15 protein-coding genes are annotated in these 18308 nt (G+C 50.8%); 5 read left to right on the forward strand and 10 right to left on the reverse strand.

The genetic code is table 11. The features are described from left to right. From LZ24_RS15895 to LZ24_RS15935, 9 genes are all read right to left on the reverse strand, one after another. A partial coding sequence (locus LZ24_RS15895; RefSeq protein WP_407923306.1) for a type I restriction enzyme subunit R domain-containing protein occupies positions 1 to 668 on the reverse strand: 668 nt, incomplete at its 3' end. A 227-nt stretch (positions 669 to 895) separates the two neighbouring features. Further along, entirely contained in the window at positions 896 to 2218 is a 1323-nt protein-coding gene (locus LZ24_RS15900) for a sigma-54 interaction domain-containing protein (RefSeq protein ID WP_144686708.1), read from the reverse strand. A gap of 118 nt (positions 2219 to 2336) precedes the next feature. Then, positions 2337 to 3521 (reverse strand): ABC transporter permease, encoded by a 1185-nt coding sequence (locus tag LZ24_RS15905; protein WP_144686709.1) that lies wholly within the window; start codon positions 3519 to 3521, stop codon positions 2337 to 2339. Further along, positions 3518 to 4204: an ABC transporter ATP-binding protein gene (locus LZ24_RS15910; RefSeq protein ID WP_222427677.1), complete on the reverse strand. Its 687-nt coding sequence runs from the start codon at positions 4202 to 4204 to the stop codon at positions 3518 to 3520. The genes LZ24_RS15905 and LZ24_RS15910 overlap by 4 nt, the downstream gene beginning before the upstream one ends. Then, positions 4201 to 5964, reverse strand: a complete 1764-nt coding sequence (locus tag LZ24_RS15915; RefSeq protein ID WP_144686711.1) for a PAS domain S-box protein — start codon at positions 5962 to 5964, stop codon at positions 4201 to 4203. The genes LZ24_RS15910 and LZ24_RS15915 overlap by 4 nt, the downstream gene beginning before the upstream one ends. Before the next feature lie 17 nt (positions 5965 to 5981). Continuing rightward, positions 5982 to 7571, reverse strand: a complete 1590-nt coding sequence (locus LZ24_RS15920) for a TolC family protein (protein WP_186443211.1) — start codon at positions 7569 to 7571, stop codon at positions 5982 to 5984. A 404-nt stretch (positions 7572 to 7975) separates the two neighbouring features. Beyond that, positions 7976 to 9058 carry a helix-turn-helix transcriptional regulator gene (locus tag LZ24_RS15925; RefSeq protein WP_186443212.1) on the reverse strand — a complete coding sequence of 361 codons (1083 nt, stop codon included), beginning with the start codon at positions 9056 to 9058 and terminating at the stop codon, positions 7976 to 7978. A 73-nt stretch (positions 9059 to 9131) separates the two neighbouring features. Continuing rightward, positions 9132 to 10127 (reverse strand): helix-turn-helix transcriptional regulator, encoded by a 996-nt coding sequence (locus LZ24_RS15930; protein ID WP_144686714.1) that lies wholly within the window; start codon positions 10125 to 10127, stop codon positions 9132 to 9134. Between the two features lie 33 nt (positions 10128 to 10160). Next, positions 10161 to 11138, reverse strand: a complete 978-nt coding sequence (locus LZ24_RS15935) for a helix-turn-helix transcriptional regulator (RefSeq protein ID WP_144686715.1) — start codon at positions 11136 to 11138, stop codon at positions 10161 to 10163. Positions 11139 to 11278: 140 nt separating this feature from the next. Between LZ24_RS15935 and LZ24_RS15940 the strand changes: the two genes are divergently transcribed. The 5 genes from LZ24_RS15940 (at position 11279) to LZ24_RS15960 (ending at position 18022) form a co-directional block, all read left to right on the forward strand. Then, entirely contained in the window at positions 11279 to 11515 is a 237-nt protein-coding gene (locus LZ24_RS15940) for a hypothetical protein (RefSeq protein ID WP_144686716.1), read from the forward strand. Between the two features lie 312 nt (positions 11516 to 11827). After that, complete coding sequence (locus tag LZ24_RS15945; protein WP_144686717.1) at positions 11828 to 15364, forward strand: helicase-related protein; 3537 nt, start codon at positions 11828 to 11830, stop codon at positions 15362 to 15364. A 113-nt stretch (positions 15365 to 15477) separates the two neighbouring features. Continuing rightward, on the forward strand, positions 15478 to 15699 hold the full coding sequence (locus LZ24_RS15950) for a TA system antitoxin ParD family protein (RefSeq protein WP_144686718.1): 222 nt from the start codon (positions 15478 to 15480) through the stop codon (positions 15697 to 15699). Continuing rightward, positions 15692 to 15982, forward strand: coding sequence for a type II toxin-antitoxin system RelE/ParE family toxin (locus LZ24_RS15955; protein ID WP_144686719.1), 291 nt, complete (start codon positions 15692 to 15694; stop codon positions 15980 to 15982). The genes LZ24_RS15950 and LZ24_RS15955 overlap by 8 nt, the downstream gene beginning before the upstream one ends. Positions 15983 to 16072: 90 nt before the next feature. Continuing rightward, complete coding sequence (locus LZ24_RS15960) at positions 16073 to 18022, forward strand: DUF1156 domain-containing protein (protein ID WP_144686720.1); 1950 nt, start codon at positions 16073 to 16075, stop codon at positions 18020 to 18022. On the opposite strand, the gene LZ24_RS17390 is transcribed toward LZ24_RS15960, so the two are convergent. Next, the coding region (locus LZ24_RS17390; RefSeq protein WP_222427678.1) for a hypothetical protein at positions 18006 to 18308 on the reverse strand (303 nt) is incomplete at its 5' end. The two genes, LZ24_RS15960 and LZ24_RS17390, sit on opposite strands and share 17 nt — an antisense overlap.

An 18308-nucleotide genomic window follows, 5' to 3' on the forward strand; every position in this document is an offset into this window, starting at 1 on the left:
TGGGTGTCCAGCAGTTTTTTGATTTTTGGCTCATAATCCCGGTAATCAATGGCCTCTGCATAGCGGAGCTTGACGGATGCCTTGAGTGACTGGAATTTCCGGAGGTCTGCCTTGTATCGGGATAAGGTTTTATCATCGGTTTCGGTCAGAAATTTTTCGGAAGAGAGTGCCATGGCCAGTGTTTTTCCAAACTCCGAAAGGCGACTGTAAAACTCTTCCCTTATGCTCTCATCGCCAAGAAGCACTTCATAGGCCTCTTCGTCACAGGAGTGCTTCACCGTTTTGAACAGATCCCAAAGATCAGAATACCGGGCGGGCAGTTTTTCGGTCTCGCTGTGAATGGATGTCAGGGTGCCAGCCAGATCGGATTCATCGAAGCCTTCAAATGCGCTGTACATGGTAAGGGCCTTGTCCAGTTCACCAAGTACGCTTGCATAGTCTATGATAAAACCAAATTCCTTACTTTCATGCAGCCGGTTGACACGGGCAATTGCCTGAAGCAGTGTATGCTCCCTCAGCATCCTGCACAAATAGAGGACTGCATTTCTGGGGGCATCAAAACCCGTGAGCAGCTTATCAACAACAATGAGGATTTCTGGTTCGCTGCCGTGTTTGAACTGGTTGATGAGCTGCTTGGTATATTCCTCTTCACTGCCATAGCGTTTCAGTCACAGGCTGATTGTCGAGCTGGAAGGGTAAATCTGGCAAAGGCCGCGGATCCCGGAGTTATTCTCACACCCCCGTCCCTTGGTTTCGGGATTGTTGAAAAGACAGGGGGAAAAACACTCTCCCTTTCTCTGCGGAGTATTTTGACAGAAGCAACTCACGCCCTGTCAGGTCGTCTTGTCATAGGGAAAGTTGTGCCGGATTCAAACTCATTTCGATCAGTGATGGATCATTGGTTGTTTTCGGGTAAAAGTTTTTTCATTTTTTTCCTTAAACCCTCCCGGCTGATGCCAAGCATTCTGGCGGCCTGTGTCCTGTTACCTCCTGCGGCTTCAAGGGTTCTTTCAATGAGTTTTCTTTCGTTTTCTTCAAGGGTGAAGAGTTTTTCCATGGGTTGGTTCTCATTGCTTTCACTGTCATCCATGGGCAAGGGCGCGGCTTTTTTTTCGGGTAGTGCATTGCTTTCCGCAGCGGCCTTTTCTTGCCGGAGATGGGAAGACAGATCTTCCACCCGGATGGTTTCGGAGTAGGAGAGGGCCACCACCCTTTCCACCTCGTTTTCCAGCTCCCGCACATTGCCGGGCCAGTTGTGGGTGAGAAAACAGTCCATGGCCTCCCTGCTTATTTTGAGAAGGGGGCGGTTCATCTGACGGCAGTGCAGGTCCAGAAAACGCTGGAGCAGCAGGGGGATGTCTTCGGACCGCTCCCGCAGGGGGGGAAGGGCAAGGGAGATGACGTTAAGGCGGAAGAAAAGATCCTCCCGGAAACGTCCGGCCTTTGTTTCAGCCTTCAGGTCCCGGTGCGTGGCTGCCACCACCCGCAGATCCACAGGGATAACGGTGGAGCCGCCCACCCTTGTGACCTCCCTTTCCTCCAGCACCCGGAGGATCTTGGCCTGAATATTTAAGGGCATGTCACCGATTTCATCGAGAAAAAGGGTGCCGCCACCGGCCTGCTCCACAAGGCCCTTTCTCATGTTCACGCCCGTTGCTATGCCCTTTTCTATGCCGAAAAGCTCACTTTCAAACAGGCTTTCCGGAATGGCCGAGCAGTTGATGGCAATAAAAGGCCCGGTTTTTCGGATGGAATTATAATGAAGGGCCTTGGCGATGAGCTCCTTTCCCGTTCCCGTTTCCCCTGTGATGAGTACATTAACGCTTGTGTCTGCGATGCGCTCCGTCTGGTCCAGAATATGGCGCATGGCCTGACTCTGACCCACAATGCGCTTGGGTGAAAAGCGTTCCATAAGCCCTTTTTTCAGGCCTTCGTTTTCTTTGAGGAGCTGTCTGCGGGAAATTTCCAAGGCTTTACTGGTTTCTTTGAGATTTTTCAGCATTTCTTCCATCTGAAAGTCTCTGGCTTCCAGTTTCACCAGCATCATGCCAAAGGATTCCGCAAGGCTTGCGATGGGTTCCGGACAAAGGGTGCTGCGGGTCAGTTCAAAAAGGGCTTCTGCCCGGTCATAGCGGTTCCAGACAAGATCGTGGCAGATCTGTTCCATCAGTTTGAGAAGGCGTTCGGCATCGGGAGGCAAAGGGCTGTTCTCTGTCATGTTTTTTTCCATATTTTTATGTATTCAGGTTCTGTGTGTCTGCGGGGGTATCTTAAGGGGCTCCGTGCCCTTTAGGTGCAGGCGGTCTGCCCCTGCGGGGGGGCATTTGGTAAGGACATCAGTCCGTACGCAGGGCCTGAATGGGATTCAGAGCCGCAGCCTGCCGTGCAGGATAATAGCCAAAGAAGATACCAATGGCCACGGAAACACCCACACCAAGAACCAATGCCCCATGGACAATTTCAAACTGCCATCCTGAAAACCTTGCAATACCCCAGGAGGTTGCCACACCAATGAGGCTTCCCACAAGGCCACCCACCAGAGAAAGGAGGACGGATTCTATGAGAAACTGCCACTGGATGTCCTTTTTTCTCGCCCCCAAAGCCCTGCGGATACCGATTTCCCGTTTTCTTTCCGTAACGGAAACCAGCATGACATTCATGACCCCCACACCGCCCACAATGAGGGAAATACTGCCGATGGCTCCCAGAAGCAGGGTGAACATGCGGAACTGCCGCTCCATGTGGGCGATCATCTCTTCAGGGCTCATGATGCGGACTTCCATCCTGTCCGGAAGGGCTGAGAAATGGGCTCTGATCTCCTCTGTTCCCTGGACCGTGGTAAAACCCGGAGACAGGCGGGCCATGAAAGTGCTGATGATACTCTGGGAGGACATTCGCTGTACAGCAGGAAGGGGCATCAGAAGGCCTTCCTGAATTTCATAGGGCCTCATCCCGCCCATGGCTGCGGGTTCAAGAGTGCCGATCACGGTAATTTTGCGGTTATCATAATACAGCTCACTTCCCGGATGGGTGGCAATGCCCTGAGCCTTCAGTTTTTCGGCAAGATTGCTGCTCAGACAGGCATGGGCGGTGGTGCCATCGAGATCGGAGATGAAGCGGCCCTCTGCCATGGCCAGCCTGTTCATGTGGAAAAAGGATTCAGTAACGCCAAGGCCTGGAATGCTCATGCGCTTTCCGTCTTTTCTCAGCTCACCATAGGAGGAAGCATAGGGAGCCACTGTAGCGATGGAAGACAGGCTTTCGGGTATGATGACAATATCCTGCAGCCGGAAGCCTTTGGGTGAGCCTCCCCCGCGACCTTGCTCCGCCTGCACGGAGAGAATATCCGTTCCCATTTCCATGAACTGGCGCATGCTTTCTCGCTGGACAAGGGTTCCGATGGAAACCAGCGCGATGACGGAAGCAATGCCGATGATAATGCCCAGCAGGGCAAGGATGGAGCGCTGGCGTGAAGAGATCAGGGCACGGGATGCCTCCCTGAGGTTGGCTTTGAGGATCATGGACTTTCCTCCGTACCGGCAACGTATCCGTCCTGCATGCGCACGGTTCCGGGGCACTGGGCGGCAATGCGGGGATCATGGGTGATGATGAGGGTGGTGATTTTCTGTGTGCTGTTCAGCTCCAGAAAGAGATCCATGATTTCCTGCCCCACACGGGTATCAAGGGCGCCCGTGGGTTCATCTGCCAGCAGGATGGAGGGGGTTCCCACCAGAGCGCGGGCAATGGCCACCCGCTGCTGCTGGCCCCCTGAAAGTTCCATGGGTCTGTGTCCGGCCCTGTCTCCCATGCCCACCTTTTCCAGTATTTCCATGGCCATGGGCTTTTGTTCCTTTTCAGGAATCCCCCTGTACACCAGAGGAAGACAGACATTTTCAAGGGCCGTGAGTTTGCCAAGGAGGTTGAACTGCTGGAAAACAAAACCAATTTTTTGGTTTCGGATAGAAGAAAGCTCGCTGTCGGAGAGTCTCGCCGTTTCTTTGCCCTCCAGAAGATAGCGGCCCGAGTCGGGCTGATCAAGGAAACCGATGATATTCATCAGGGTGGATTTACCGCTGCCCGAAGTGCCCATGATGGCGATCATTTCTCCGGCATGTACCTCAAAGCTCACGCCTTTGAGAACATGGACCTGCACAGGCCCAAGGGTAAAAGATTTTTTTATCTTTTCCAGCTTGAGAAGGCTCATGGCGTCCATCCCCCAAGGCGTTCTCCGGGTTCAAGCCCTGAGAGAATTTCCACGGCACCCAGGGTGGTGATGCCCGTTGTCACCTTTCTTTCTTCCATGCTGCCGTCATCCTTTACAACCCGTACCATGGCATGGCTGCCTGCGGGCCGTACCAGATAAAGGGGAACCAGCAAGGCCTGCGGATTATCATAGACAAGGATTTCAAGGTCTGCGCTCATGCCCACCCTTATGGCTGAAGCCGCTTCTTTGCTGAGTTCAGGAAGGGTGACCTGTACGTCAAAGCCCGGCGCTTCCCTGCCGCCTCCTGAGGTGGCCTGGGCGGATATGTGGGAAAGATGCCCCTCCAGCAGGATGCCGGGGAAGGCATCGCCCCTTGCCCTTACCTTCTGATTCAGAGACAGCCTGCCAATCTCCACCTCATCCACCCGGGAAAAGACCTTAAGGCCACTGAGATCCCCAAGGGCAAAGAGGGCAGTACCCGCCTGCACCCTGGCCCCCTGATCCAGTGACTGTTTTTTACTCTCTTCCGTAACGGGCTGAATCACCACACCGGATACGGGAGCCCTTACCTCTGCCTGAGAAATGAGGGATTCCAGCTCATCAAGCCGGATACGGGCATTGTCCAGCTCCATTTTAGCGATACTCAGGTTTTCAGGGCTGGCTTTTTTCAGGGTGGACGCCATTTCTTCCCGGCTGGAGATAAGATCCATGCGGCTGGTTTCCACCTGCTGCTTTGCCCTGTCCAGCTCCTGAGCAGGAATAATCCCCCTGTCAAAAAGGAGTGTGGCTTCCTCAAGCTGGCGGATATGGTTTTCAAGGCTGCTTTCCGCCCGTTGCAGGCTGCGTCTGGCCCTTGCCATTTCCGTACTTTCTTCCCATGTGACCAGTTGTTCATAATTCTGCAGCACTTTGATATAGCTGCTTTTTGCTTCTCTCAGTTTCATTTTTGTTTCAGAAACGTCCAGCAGCAGAAGAAGATCGCCCTTTTCCACCACCTGACCAAAGGCAAAGTGGCGCTCAAGGATTCTTCCGTCAAAGGGAGCTGTCAGCATGATTTCTTCTAAGGGCTGGAGGCGGCCCGAAAGGGAAATGCTGGAGGAAACGGGGCTGGTTTTTACGGTGTGGATGCCCTGACTTCCTTCGGCCAGTGCTCGTGGGGGGGGCGTTTCCTTTGCAGGGGAAGAGAGGTTGGAAAAACCCTGAAAATGAAAATAGCCAAGTCCCACAAAAAAAAGGATGATGCCTGCCGTGGCAAGGCCTCTGACCATCTGCACCTTTTTGAGAAGCCCCGTCAGTCGTAAGTTGCTGGCCTCTATCTCTTCATAGGCCCTGGCCAGTTTTCTGGCATTCTCCCTTTCCTGCTCCTGAAGGACCGTCAGTTCCGTAATGTCTGAAAAAACCACCACAACACCGGTCGCTTCCCTTTCTTCTTCCCGGTGCAGCCAGGATGAGGAAAGGCTTAGGGTCATTTCCCTGCCATCGGGCCGGATAAAGGCAACGGTTTCCCGTTGTCCCACCTTTTTTCGGGTAACGGCATCCAGCACCTTCTGGTTGAAGGCATCATTATCTTCTTCCGCAGCAAGAAAGACCTCGGCAAAGGTATGTCCCCGCACAAGGCTGGCATCCAGCCCCAGAATGGCCGCAGCCGCAGGGTTGAAAAGGGTGATGCTGCCCTGAAAGTTCAGGGCCATGACACCATCTTTCATGTTGTCCAGAACGCTCTGGTGAAAATCCTTTTGAATATCGGGTGTTGTATGCATGGGTCTGTCCTTTGGAGTCAGCGGTGGAGCATCCAGGTTTTTCCGCCAAGGTATTCCGCTTCCAGATCGGCGCGTTCGGTGACAAAGGCGATGTTCCAGGTATCCAGTGTGGTGGCCAGCAGGGCATCCAGACGGGTAAGGCTGTTCTGGTAGGTCATGATAGCCCGGATTTCCGCAAGCCTGTCATCCCGGAGCTTGTCCTGTTCCCGGATGAAATCCGCATTGGAAATCCTTCCAAGCTTAAACTGAAGTTCGCTTACAAGGAAGTTTTCTTCGGAAAACTGACGGGTTTTTGAAGCAAGCTCCACCCGTCTGAGGCTGGAAGCCACCTGACGCACGGCATTGCGGACATTGTTTTCAAGGGATTCTCTGGCCGTGAGCAGTTGCATGTTGGCTTTACGAAGCTGTATCCGTGCGGAAAGCAGGGGCATTTCCCTGCTGTATTTCTGATCTCCGTAGAGGGGCAGGGGAATTTTCAGGCTGAGGCCCAGCCACCAGTCCTCCTGACGGTAGGAGGGGTCGTTGTTGCGATGGTTCCAGCCGTCTTTGTAGCCCCCCTCCAGATCCAGATTCCATAATCTCTGGTTCTCTGCATCGGAAAGGCCCATTTTTGCCATTTCAAGGGAGGTGAGGGCAGAGAGGTAGGAATTATCCCTTTCAAGGGCCAGTGTCAGGCATTCTTCAAAATCAGGCTCTATGGGTTTGTAGGTGATTTTTTCCGTGGGGATGAGGGTGGTGTTTCCACTGATTTCAAGGCGTTGCAGGAGGGCAAGGTGGGCATCGTCCATCTGCGCCCTTGCTTCCTCAAAGGCCAGTTCCTGACGGGCAAGGTTGGCTTCGGACTGGAGGATCTCGTTGGGTGCCCGTCTTCCCGTTTCTATCATGGTTTTTGTCACCTCAAGCTGCTCTTTTGCCTTGGCAAGGGCATCCTTTTGCACCTCCATGTCCTGATAAAGGGATAAGAGGGTCCGGTAATCCTGAATAACTCCGGAAATGGTGCTGATCAGTGTATCCCTCAAGGAGCGGATATTGTTTTCTTCCTGCATGGCTGCCCGTCTGAGGGGGGCGGTGTTGTAATCAAGGCCACCGTCTTTGAGAAGGGGCTGACGGAATCCCACAGACCACTGGGAAAGCCCGCTCTGTCTTTCTCCTGAGCTGCCGTCTTCTTTGTGATAACGGCTTTCAAAGCCGTTTTCCCAGGCAAAGATGATTTCACCACCCGTGGGAATTTTCTGGGTGACGGTACTGACAAGGGAAAGGCCGGAGCTGTCTGTGCGGGATCTCGCGGTATCCGGGCCGTCGGAGGCATAGTCTCTGGCTGTGCCTGTGGTTTTTGTGCTGGCCTGGGGACTGATTTCGAGGTTGGGGGAAAATCGGGTCATGTCCTGACCCAGACTGAATCTTTCAAGTATTCTTGAGAGATAGGCGCTTTCAATGGTGCGGTTTTGTCTCAGTGCCAGATGGATGGCTTCGGTGAGGCTGAGTTCCAGAACGGAAGGAAATTCAGGCTCCGGGCTGGCGGTATTCTCCTGGGACAAAAGGGGAAGGGGAGTACAGAAGACAAGAAAAATAAGGAGTCCTGCAATGGATAAACGGATATCTTTCATATTGTTTTCCTGACACCATTCCTGATGAATTTTATGCATATCAGACTGAAAAATATAATGCAGGATTCAATACCATAATTTTATTTAAAATGCCCTGCATATCAATCTTTTTATTCCTCCATCACACCGGGGGCATTGTCCGGGGCATCAGGCCGTACTGATTGAAACCGGGCAGGGGACAGTGGCGCTGGCAGGAGACCTTCCCTTTGATTATTCCGGACTCTGGTCAGCATTGCCCGCAGACTTCCGGGAAACCTGTCGCAGGGGAAAGGGCGGGCGGCTCCGGTGGCCTAAAGAGCAAGGGCTTTATGCTTTTATGGAAAAAAAAGGGCTGATGATCCAGCCCTTCCAGACAGAAACCGTGGGCTACCCTAAGCTGCGCCGTATGTACCCACGGATTTTTCTCACCCATGCCCCGGAGCTTTATCCTTCTCCGGTAGAGGTATCTGTTTCGGTGTGATGCTGTATTTCTGGAGTATTTCCCGAACTTCATCTTCAATTTCAAGGCGAAGATCTTGGGGTTCCAGTAACCTTGCCTTGCCGCCTGAACGCAAAATCCATTTTTTCAGATCCGGTCGTCCGGAGGCACGGAAACTCAGAATATAAAAACCGTCATCCTGTTTTTCCAGAATCTGATTATGCATCAGGGGCCGTTCCTGTACATATTTGACAAGGCCAGACTCAAGGCGGATTTTCACCTGCATGGGTTTATCCCGTATGATGCCAAGGGTGTCACGGAAGAGGTCTTCGGCTTTGAAATCTTCTGGCAGGGTAAATTTTTTCCACGGGAAGGGTCGGACAGAATCAATGCGTTCAATGGCAAGGATGTAGGGTTTACTGCTGTCAGCAAATAAAAAAAGAAGGTAAAGACTGCCGTTATGCTTGAAAAGGTGCAGGGGCCGGGTGTCTGCGTAGGTTTTTTTCTTTTCAGCATCCAGAGGCTGGTAGCTGATGTTGCAGACCACTCTCTTCTGTATGGCTTCCGTCAGAGTATGGATAAGCTTTTCCTTACCCCTGTAATCTCTTGAAAAATCAGGAAGCGGAATAAAAATATGCTCAAGCCTGTCCGGCTGATCCTTCAGGGACTCCGGAAGGAGATTTTTCAGTTTCAGAAAAAAACGCTGAATTTCATCTTCTATGACTGTACCTGCAAAAACATCCCTCTCCCCCTTGAGAAGGTAAAGGGCGATGATTTCCTCTTCCGTGAGATCCAGATCCTGCAGGGATATGGACGGCATTCTTTTTACATAGTTTTTTTCAAATTTAAGAACTTTCCCCTTATTTTCAGATCTTTCTCCATCCTCATCGTAAAAGTCTTCAAGTCTGAATCCAAGGTCAAACATGGTTTGCGTAAGATTGACAATATCTTTACGGCTCATTCCAAGATAATTTTCAAGCTCTTTAAGTCTTGCGCCCTGTGGTCTTTGAATCAGGCTGACAGCTTTAAGTATCAGTGCGCACTGTTGAAACAGGTCTGCCTGTGTCATGTGATGGATGCCTTTTTTATGGGGGTTTATGAAAGAAGAGCGTGTTTCAGTGTCAGTCTGCATGATTATTTTATTAAGCCGACCCTGATACGACAGGATTCAGGCTGTTTTGCAGGCTTGCAATGATTTCCTGACGCAGGTCTTCGGGAGCCAGTGCCATGGCATCTTTTCCCATGGACAGAATCCAGTTTTTGAGCTCAGATCTTCCAAGGGTATCGATTTCCATTATTGTCCCTTCTTCATTCTCTTCCAGAAAGCGGATCATCTTATTTTGTTTATTAAATCGTTTTTCTGCCTTAATCATTCCGGACTGCCTTGGGCTGAGCCATACTCTGGCCTTTACCGGCCTGTCTGCCACAATGCCAAAGGTCTTTTCAAAGTGTGCCGAAGGATCAAAGTCTTGGGGATAGGAAAAGGTTTCTTCAAGCAGATGAACTTCCTGAAGTCTCTCCACCGCCTGCATACGGATAACGTCAGGCCCCGGAAGATGGATGAGAAGATAGATTCCCCCCCTGTAGGGAAAAAGGTGCAGGGGGTGTATGGCGTATTCCTTTGTTTTTTCATCCTGAAAGGCCATGTATCTGACCCTGCATACTTTTCTGTGGGCCATGGCATGGACAAGGGTATGGATGATTTCCCCTTTGCCGCTGTAATCTTTGACAAGCTTTTTTACCGGCAAAAAAACTTCCTGTATTTTTTCAAGCTTTTCCACCACATCATCGGGCATGGCCTTTTGAATTTTTTCAAAGGCGCTTTTCAGATGGCTGGCAGTACCCGCATCTTTAAAAAGCAGGGATTCTCCCTTGAGGAGGTGCAGGGCCATGACTTCCGTCAGAAGAACATTGGGGTTCAGCAGATTCATCATCCTGTATTCTTTGGGAATTTCACGGAGTTCTGCATTCTCTTTTATCGGGATATGATTTTCTTTGAGTTTCTCTATGAAACTCCGGGCCGATCTTTTATCTTCATTGCTTCCAGCGATCATGAGCGTTGTTTCTGTTGCTCCATGGGGCCTTGCCAGTAAAGTAAGTTTTTTCAGTTCATTGTATGCTCTTTTTCCAACACCCATTGATCCATCCCCTGTTTTTATGAATTTCAGGCATCAGGCCTGCCCGTAAGAGTCAAGGGCTTTCTGCATGGTATCCACGATGTCTTTTCCCATGCGCTCCGGCTCCAGAACCCGCATCTCTTCCCCGAAAGAAAGCACCCACCGTTTTACATCCATCCATCCTGAGGTTTTGAACTCAATGACAATGGAGCCATCGGGGTTTTCGGTGATTTTTTGCCCCTGTCCCCAGATTCTTTCCCTCACATAACGGGCCTGCTTCCGGGCCACATGCACTTTCAGTACAAAGGGTTCATCATCCACAATGCCAAAGGCCAGCTCAAGGTAGGATTCCGGATCAAAACCTTCGGGTCGCTTATAGGTTTCTTCCGTAATGTCAACGGACTGTATCCTTTCAAGGGCAAGGGTCATGATATTGTCACGGCCATCAATCTTTACGAAAACATAGGTGCCTTCATTGTATTCAAAAAAATTCAGGGGCGCGATGCTGTACTCTGAAACCTTTTCTGAACTGAAGGAGTGGTATGAAATTTTGCATTTTTTCTGCATCAGCATGGCACGCATGAGTTTTGTAAAAATTTCATTTTCCCTGTGCCCGTAATTCTTGCTGCCTCTTTTGATACTGACAAAAAGGGATTTGATTTTTTCAAGCTGACGAAAAACTCCGGGAACATGCCTGCTGATTTTTTGAAGTGCCTGTCCGGAAAGCTCATCCAGTTTGGTTCCTTTTAAAGAAGAGCTTCTTTCTTTCAAAAAAAAGAGGGCAATCACATCCGCTGGTTTCAGTTCAACGGAAAAAGGGGTTTCACTGACCGGGAAGTTTCCCGTATTCGTCAGAACATATTTTCCCCCACTGTGGGCTATCTGGCAACCCCAGTCATGTCGCAGCGATTCAATGGCCGAGATCACGGTTTCAGAATCTGCCCCCATGGTTTGCGAGAGGGTTCGAATGTCCTTTGCCGGGGCTTCCATCAGATGAAACATGAGTTCCTGAATAAAATGCAGATCACGCATTCTCTTTTCTTTCCCTGTCTGAAAAGTGTCTGTACTTCGGCTTTCGATGATTTATTAATTTTTTTTATATATGACCTATTTCTTGCAAACGGCCCTGCTATCCTCCTTTCAAAGTTTAAACAATCATAAAGGAGAAGATAATGATACTCAAAATGCTTAAGATGCTCCCGCAGAGTCCTCTGGGCCAAATCTTTCTGAAAATTGTTGTTGCCAGCATTCTCATCGTACTTACCATTGGGGTCTTTTTGTCTATAGAAAATTATATTGTTTTTGCCAAGGAGAATCCATCCCCCAGAACACAGATGCTACAGGAAATTAGTAGGGGTATGGATTGCCTGGACAGAGAAATTCATGTGACTCAAAAAACAAATATTTGATTTTAAACGGTATAAAAAATATTTTTTTCATTTGCTTAACTTCTCGGGCCTTGAAGCGTATAACCCCAGAGAATCCCGCAGATCAAAAAATCTGGCACTGCCCATGTCCCTTGAGAAAAGATGCTCTTTTGTCTTTCTCAATACCTTCCCAGGGTGGATAAAACCAGATTTATCCTTGAACCTTGACCCTCAGTCTCTGATTGCATATGGTGCATCAAATGTATTCCTGCAAAACAGCCCAGACCTTCGTCCGGTGCCATAGACTGCATCCATGGCAACAGGCTGACAGGGGATAAAAGGAGTGTTCCCATCATGCTGAAACTTGAAGAAATCAAAACCAGCGCCATGGTCCGTGGCATACAGGGCGAAGAGATCGTAAAAATTGTTCAGACGGAAGCCGTGGGAGAACACGCCCTTACCGTATATTATAAAGACAGTCAGGGCCGCCTTGGGGAGCAGATGCTCTACCGCAATGACGAGGCAAGGCTTTTTCCTGTGACAGAAGGCAGACCCTGGGCCTTTGATGCGGCGGGAGAAGATTTCAAGCTTGCCCTGGAAGCCCTTCGTATCCAGATGGCCCGTTTTTTTGATCCCATGATGGCGGTGCATACCTCCAGCGTGGAACCCCTGCCCCATCAGATTGCTGCTGTCTATGAATCCATGCTGCCCCGCCAGCCCCTTCGCTTTGTGCTGGCCGATGACCCCGGAGCGGGAAAAACCATCATGGCAGGTCTTCTCATCCGGGAGCTGATCCTCCGGGCCGATGCCAGACGCATTCTCATTGTCTCCCCCGGCTCCCTCAGCGAGCAGTGGCAGGACGAACTTCGGGAAAAGTTTGGTCTTTTATTTGAAGTTTTCAGCCGGGAAAAGCAGGAAACCTGCCCTTCAGGAAATTACTTTGAGGAGCAGGACCAGCTCATCTGCCGACTGGATCAGCTCTCCCGCAATGAGGACTATCAGGAGAAAATCAAAACCACCCGCTGGGATCTCATTATTGTGGATGAGGCCCACAAGATGTCCGCTTCCTATTTTGGCAGCAAGGTGAAAAGAACAAACCGCTTCAGACTGGGCGAGCTTTTAGGCTCCCTCACCCGCCATTTTCTTCTGATGACAGCCACCCCCCACAACGGAAAAGAAGAGGATTTTCAGATCTGGCTTTCCCTCCTGGATTCCGACCGCTTTTACGGCAAGTTCCGGGAAGGTGCCCACAAGGTGGATGTCTCGGACATGATGCGCCGCATGGTCAAAGAAGAGCTTCTAAAGTTTGACGGCACCCCCCTTTTTCCCGAACGCCGGGCCTACACCGCAGGCTATGACCTCTCCGATGCGGAAGCAGCCCTCTATGCGGCGGTAACGGAATATGTCCGCAATGAGATGAACCGTGCGGAAAAACTCTCCGGCCAGAAAAAAAACAATGTGGGCTTTGCCCTCACCCAGTTGCAGCGCAGGCTGGCATCCAGCCCGGAGGCCATTTACCAGTCCCTCAAACGAAGGCACAAAAAACTGGAATCCCGCCTTCAGGAAATGCGCCTTGTGGCAAGGGGGATGCAGGTGGGCGATGAGGTGGCAGAAACCCTTGGCCAGTTCACCGTCACAAAAAAGCTGGATATTCCGGACAATCTCGATGACCTTGAAGAAGAACTCAATGCCGAAGAGTATGAGCTGTATGCGGATCAGGTAGTGGATCAGGCATCCGCTGCGGAATCCATTCCTGAGCTTGAGGCGGAAATCCACATTCTTGCAGGTCTTGAAAAACAGGCCTGCGCCCTTGTGCAGTCGGAAAAGGACAAAAAATGGGAAGAGCTTTCCCGCATGTTGCAGGACACCCCGGAAATGCGCCTTGAGAATGGAGAACTTCGCAAGCTCATCATTTTTACCGAACACAGGGATACCCTGAACTATCTCGTCAACCGCATCCGCTCCCTTCTGGGCAGACAGGAAGCCGTGATCACCATACACGGTGGCACCAACCGGGATGCCCGGAGAAAGGCCCAGGAGCTGTTCCGCAACGACCACGAGGTGAGGGTACTGGTGGCCACAGATGCCGCAGGTGAAGGCGTAAACCTTCAAAACGCCAATCTCATGGTGAACTACGACCTCCCCTGGAACCCCAACCGACTGGAACAGCGCTTCGGACGCATCCACCGCATCGGCCAGACCGAGATCTGCCACCTCTGGAACCTTGTGGCAAAGGAAACCCGTGAGGGCGATGTCTTCCAGAGGCTCTTTGACAAAATCGAAGTGGAGAAAAAAGCCTTGGGCGGCAAGGTCTTTGATATTCTCGGTGAGGCCTTTGAAAACCATTCCCTGAAAGACCTTCTCATTGAGGCCATCCTCTACGGCGAATCCCCCGAAAGACAGGCAGAAGTCCACAGGAAGATAGAAAGCTGTCTCGACACAGAACACCTCAAAGAAATCCTCAAAAGGCAGGCCCTGGTGGATCAGCACATGGGCCTTGAAGAACTCTATGCCGTGCGGGAGGAAATGGAAAAGGCCGAAGCCCGCAAACTTCAGCCCTATTTTGTCCATGCCTTTTTCGTGGAAGCCTTCAAAAGTCTTGGGGGTGAACTGCGGCCAAGGGAAAAGGAGCGTTTTGAAATCCGCCATGTACCCGCCACCATCAGGGAGCAGGACAGGGCAATGGGCGAATCCCGGACACCCGTATTAAAAAGGTATGAGAGGGTGTGTTTTGAAAAAAACCGGATTCCCGGAAAAAACAACAGGGCAGAACTCCTGCACCCCGGCCATCCCCTGATGAAGGCCACAACGGAGTGCATCCTCATGGCCCATCGCAGCCGTTTAAAGCAGGGGGCTGTTCTTTTAGACCCTGCGGACGAAGGCACGGAACCCCGCCTGCTCTTCATGGTGGATCACAGCATCCGCCAAAGCAGCGGCACTTCCCCAAAGGAAGTCTCCCGAAGGCTGCACTTTGTGTTCATGGATGCACAGGGCCTTGCTACCCGTGGAGGATGGGCACCGCACCTGGATCTTGAACCCTTTGACAAAGCCGATCTTCCCCTCATCCAAGACATTCTTCAGGCTCCCTGGATCAGCAGCAAACTGGAAGACCTTGCCCTGAAACACGCCTCAGAGCATCTGGTGCCGGAGCATTATACGGAAGTCCGGGAACGCTGCATCCGTCAGGCAGACAAGATCCTTGGGGCGGTTCAGGAAAGGCTTGTGAAGGAAATCAACTACCTTTACGGTCAGGCCCTCAAGCTGGAAGAGGATGTGAAGGCAGGCAGACAACCCAGAATGCAGCCGGAAAACCGGAAACGGGAAGCCGAAGAACTGACCGCAAGGCTTGAGCAGCGGCAAAAGGAAGTGGCCGCCATGAAAGAGGTGGTGTCCAGCACCCCCATCATCCTTGGGGGCGCTCTGGTGATCCCCGCAGGGCTTCTGGCCCAGCGAAAAGGAGAAGGAAATTTCTGCACCGATGCCGCAGCCCGAAAGCGGGTAGAAGAAATTGCCATGCAGGCCGTCATGGAGGCAGAAAAAAAACTCGGCCACAGTGGAAAGGATGTTTCCCATGAAAAATGCGGCTGGGACATCACCGCAAGACCGCCCCAGCTTGAAGACGGCTCCATAAGGCCGGATCGTCACATCGAGGTTAAGGGCAGGGCCAAAGGCGCAGACTTCATTACCATCACCCGCAATGAAATCCTCTGCGCCCTGAACCAGACAGATAAATTCATCCTTGCCATCGTTCTTGTGGATGGAGATAAATTTGAAGGCCCCTTTTACATAAAAAATCCCTTTGAAAGGGAGCCGGACTTTGGCATTACCAGCAGCAACTACAGGCTGGATCATCTCCTTGAAAAAGCCCTCAGGCCGGAAGAAAGTCTTTAAACCATCTTGTCCATTGATTTCTTTCATAAGATTTTAAAACGATAATAAAGTCATATTGCCACATCTGTAGCAAGTTGCTACAATTTCCCTGAATTAAGGAAAGGAGGTCACTTATGACAACAGCAAGTATTCGCCTTGATGAGACTCTCGTACAAAAAGCAGCCATCATGGGCAAGGCCCTCAACAGAACAACACCCAAACAGATCGAACATTGGGCAAAGATAGGTGAAATTATGGAAGACAACCCCGATCTACCCTATGCATTTGTCCGTCAGGCCATCATTGCCAAAGCCGAAAAAGAGGCCGGAAAATTAGAGGAGTACACCTTTGGCTGAAATTACCCGGATTCTCCAGACCCCTGCTTTTAAAAAGGCTGTTAAAAAACTGCATGGGAACCAAAAAGCCGAACTGGACAAAGCCATCAGGGAACTCATTGAAAATCCGCTTTTAGGTGAACAGAAAAAAGGAGATCTTGCCTTCCTTCGTGTTTACAAATTCAAGATGCTCAATCAGTTGACGCTACTTGGGTACAGCCATCAGGAGGGGACAATAACACTGGAGCTGATGGCTCTGGGTTCCCATGAAAACTTTTACAGGGACATCAAAAAAAGATTCTGATACCCATCTGCCATAAGCATTGATTTTACTTCTTTAAAACGGCCCTCCCTGGGCCGCAGGATTCCTTGATATTTTGAAGAAAGAAAAACCATGACAGCCATTAAAAGCCCGAAAAAACTGATAGAGGTCGCCCTGCCCTTAGACGACATCAATGCCGCAGCCGCAAGGGAAAAATCCATCCGCCATGGCCATCCTTCCACCCTGCACCTCTGGTGGGCCAGGCGACCCCTTGCCGCAGCCAGGGCCGTTCTCTTTGCCCAGATGGTGAATGATCCGGGCTATCAGCGGGAACTTGGCCATGGTGTCAATAAAATAGAAGCGGAAAAAAAACGGGAAGAGCTGTTTCAGATTCTGCGGGATCTGGTGCTGTGGGAAAACACAAACAACGAGACGGTTCTTCAAAGGGCAAGGGCCTGCATCCTCGAAAGCTGGAAGGAAACCTGCCACCTCAACCGCAACCACCCGGAAGCAGCCACCCTCTTCAACCCGGAAAAGCTGCCCGCCTTCCATGATCCCTTTGCAGGCGGCGGTGCCATCCCCCTGGAAGCCCAGCGCCTGGGCCTTGAAAGCCATGCCTCGGATCTCAACCCCGTGGCCGTCATGATCAACAAGGCCATGATTGAAATTCCGCCGAAATTTGCAGGAAGTGAACCCGTAGGCCCCGTTCCGGCCAAAGATAAACAGACCCGGACAAAGGAAATCTGGAAAGGGGCCATGGGCCTTGCCGAAGATGTCCGGCGCTATGGTCTCTGGATGCGGGAAAGGGCCTTTGAAAAAATCGGCCAGCTCTACCCCAAAGTCCGGATCACAGAAGAAATGGTCAAAGGTGCGCCGGGCAAAAACGAAGCCCGGCCCGATCTGGCCCACCTTGTGGATGAGGAACTCACCGTCATTGCTTGGCTCTGGGCCAGAACCGTAAAAAGCCCCAACCCCGCCTTTTCCCATGTGGATGTTCCTCTGGTTTCCAGCTTTGTACTGTCCAGTAAAAAGGGAAAGGAAGCCTTCGTGCAGCCCGTGGTGGAAGGGGATACCTACCGCTTTGAGGTAAAAACAGGAACGCCGCCTGAAGGGACAAAGGCAGGAACCACAGCAGGAAAAAGGGGTGGTTTTATCTGTCTTTTTTCGGGTGTTCCCGTGGATTATAAACATATCAGGAATGAAGGCTCAGAAAACAGAATGGGCCAGAAACTCATGGCCATTGTGGCGGAAGGAAAAGGCGGCAGGATATACCTTTCACCCACAGAAGAAATGGAAGCCATTGCCTGTTCTGCACACCCAATGTGGAAGCCTGAAGCACCATTACACGGAAAATGCCGTGTTAATGTTTCCAATTATGGACTTGATGTTTACGGTGATCTCTTCACCCCCCGACAGCTTGTGGCCCTCACCACCTTTTCCGACCTGGTACAGGAGACAAGGGAAAAAGCCATCGCCGATGCCAAAGCCGCAGGCTGGAAAGATGACGGCACAGGGCTGGATGCAGGTGGCTCCGGTGCTACGGCCTATGGGGATACTTTGGCTGTATATTTGGCATTTGGAATAAACAGGGGAAGTGATGCATGGAGTTCTATTGTTTCATGGAGAAGCCAAGTTGATGCGACAAGAAACACTTTTGCAAGACAAGCTATACCTATGGTTTGGGACTATGCAGAAGCAAACCCCTTCTCTAATTCTTGTGGCAACTGGATAGGAAACTCGTCTGACTGGGTTTGGAAAAGTCTTTTGTATTTACCCAGTCAAGGAGAAGGTTTTACTTATCAAGCTGATGCAGCCAGCCAAAATATAAGCAAAAACAGAATTGTATCAACAGATCCTCCCTATTACGACAATATCGGCTATGCGGATCTCTCGGATTTCTTTTATGTCTGGATGCGCCGTTCCCTGAAGCCCTTCTTTCCTTCCCTCTTTGCCACCCTCTCCGTTCCCAAGGCCGAGGAACTGGTGGCCACCCCCTACCGCCACGGCAGCAAGGAAAAGGCAGAAAAGTTTTTCATGGAACCTAAAATCCCGCTCATTTTTATACCTACGAAGGCTCTTTAGCTCCAAAGGCTTTGAAGATAGTTTTTTGAAGCTTGGTTAATGGGAAAAGGATTCTAACTCCCTTAATTTCCTGAATGCGTAGTTTGGATAAAGTTAAAATCAGCTCTTTCATTGTCATTTTGCAGTACAATTTTTCCTGCACCATCGTGTAATGGATCTTTGACAACAATATAAGCGCCAAAAAACCAACGAAGGTTTTGTTCCAGGCCTTGTGATTGCTGTGAACCCTTAGCCTGCCAAGATCAAGATTGTTTTTCATGCGGTCAAAGCCTTTTTCAACGACATC

It is taken from the genome of Desulfobotulus alkaliphilus, from assembly GCF_007830435.1.
Taxonomy (GTDB): domain Bacteria; phylum Desulfobacterota; class Desulfobacteria; order Desulfobacterales; family ASO4-4; genus Desulfobotulus; species Desulfobotulus alkaliphilus.